Annotated in this window: 1 protein-coding gene; it reads left to right on the top strand. The window is 74.0% G+C overall.

The window, feature by feature from the left end; genetic code table 11:
* A partial coding sequence (locus tag AB0O00_RS36800) for an AAA family ATPase (protein ID WP_363659053.1) occupies positions 1 to 2,139 on the top strand: 2,139 nt, incomplete at both ends.

Below are 2,139 nucleotides of genomic sequence, written 5' to 3'. Positions count from 1 at the left end.
GTCCGGGGGCGGCATCGCCGACCCCTTCGCCGTCATGACGCACCTCGGGCAGCTGCGCCAGCGCGAGGTGCGCACCGCCGTCGTCTACATCCAGGCCGAGGAGACGCTGGTCCACAACGAGGCCTCGCGGCAACTGGCCGGAGCCCTCGCCGACCGGGCCCAGGACCGGCTCGGCCGCAACCGCTGGGTCTTCGTGTTCCGCCGCTCCACGCTGGAGGAGGTCGAGCGGGTCGTCGCCGACCGGCAGGTCTACCCCGCCCTCGCCGCCTTCCTGAGCGGCGAGATCGACCAGCCGGGCCGGGGCGGGGCGTTCCGGGTCGGCTACCCGGAGGAGGCCGAACTCGATCGCCTGGTCCAGCAGTTGCGCCTCCGGGAACGCCTGAGGATCATCGACTGGCGGGAGCTGGCACCGCTCGTACGCTCCTTCGCCGCCACCCCGCGCCGCGCCTCGGCCTGGCGCGAGGACCTGCGTCTGCTCGTCGCCGACGGCGCCGCGCTCGACCGGCGCACGGTCCTCGAACGGCGCCTGGTCACCACCGTCACTCCGCACGACGAGAGCCCCTGGGCGCGCCTGGACGCCATGCCGGGCCTCGCCCCCGTCAAACGCCACCTGCACCGCCTGCGCAACCGCATCGAGGCCGAACGCGCCCTGCCCGCCCGGCGCGACGCCGCCACCCAGCACCTCCTGTTCACCGGCAACCCCGGCACCGGCAAGACCACCGTCGCCCGCCTGATCGGCGAGATCTACCGCGACCTCGGCCTGCTGCGCCGCGGCCACCTGATCGAGGCCGACGCCTCCGACCTGGTGGCGGGCTACGTCGGCCAGACCACCGAACGCACCAACGCCCTGGTCGACCGCGCCCTCGACGGCGTCCTGTTCCTCGACGAGGCCTACGCGCTCAGCGACCAGCGCGACGGCTTCGGCGGGCAGGCGATCACCGCACTGCTGGCCCGCATGGAGAACGACCGCCACCGCCTGGTCGTGGTGCTCGCCGGATACCCCGACAAGATGCGCGAGTTCCTCGCCGCCGATCCCGGCCTCGACCGCCGCATCAGGGCACACATCGAGTTCCCCGACTACGACCCGCAGACGCTCCTCACCATCCTGCTCGGCATGCTGACGGAACGTCAGCTCACGCCGACGAAGGAGGCCCGCGAGCTGCTGGAGCGCGTCGTCACCGGCATGCACCGGGTCGCCCGCGAGGGCTTCGGCAACGCCGGGGCGATGCGCCTGCTCGCCGACGACCTCTTCGACACCTGGGCGGGCCGCGTCCAGCGCCAGGTCCACCTGCCGCTGCTCCCGGCCGACCTGCCCGAGCGCTACCGGTCCTACCCGCCCAAGCCCGTGCCGGCCGCGGCCGACCTGCTCGCCGAACTCGACCACCTGGTCGGCCTGCGCGAGGTCCGCGAGTTCCTCACCGGCCTCACCGAACGCCTGGCCTTCCGCCAGGCCCGCGGCCTGCCCGGCACCGCCGTCCCGCACATGCTCTTCCTCGGCCCGCCCGGCACCGGCAAGACCACCGTCGCCCGCCTGGTCGGCCGCATCTGCCACGCGCTCGGGCTCCTGCACACCGACGAGGTCGTCGAGGTGACGCGCGCCGACCTCGTCGGCCAGTACATCGGCCAGACCGCGCCGCGCACGCGCGAAGTGGTGCGCTCCGCGCTCGACAAGGTGCTGTTCATCGACGAGGCCTACCAGCTCGCCACCGGGGACGACCGCAACGACTTCGGCCAGGAGGCCGTCGACACCCTCCTGCGCGAGATGATGGAGAACCCCGGGCGGCTCGTCGTCATCGCGGCCGGCTACCCGCGCGAGATGCAGCGCTTCCTCGACGCCAACAGCGGCCTGCGCTCCCGCTTCGGCGAGACCCTGCACTTCGCCCACTACCCGACCGCCGACCTCGTGCAGATCCTGCGCACCCAGGCGGCGGCCCAGCGCTACCGGCTCTCCGACGACGCCGCGCGCCGCGCCGCCGCCTGGTTCGACGCCCAACGCGCAGCTCGCCCGCACGACTTCGGCAACGCGCGGGCGGTGGGCGGCCTGCTCCAGACGATGGAGACCCGGCTGGCGCGCCGCCTCGGGCCGGGCGGCTGGGACGGGCCCGCCGAGGAGCCGGTCACCTTCACGGGGGAGGACGT

The organism is Kitasatospora sp. NPDC093558, assembly GCF_040683475.1.
Classification (GTDB): Bacteria; Actinomycetota; Actinomycetes; order Streptomycetales; family Streptomycetaceae; genus Kitasatospora.
This window is presented reverse-complemented; position numbering and strand designations above follow the sequence as displayed.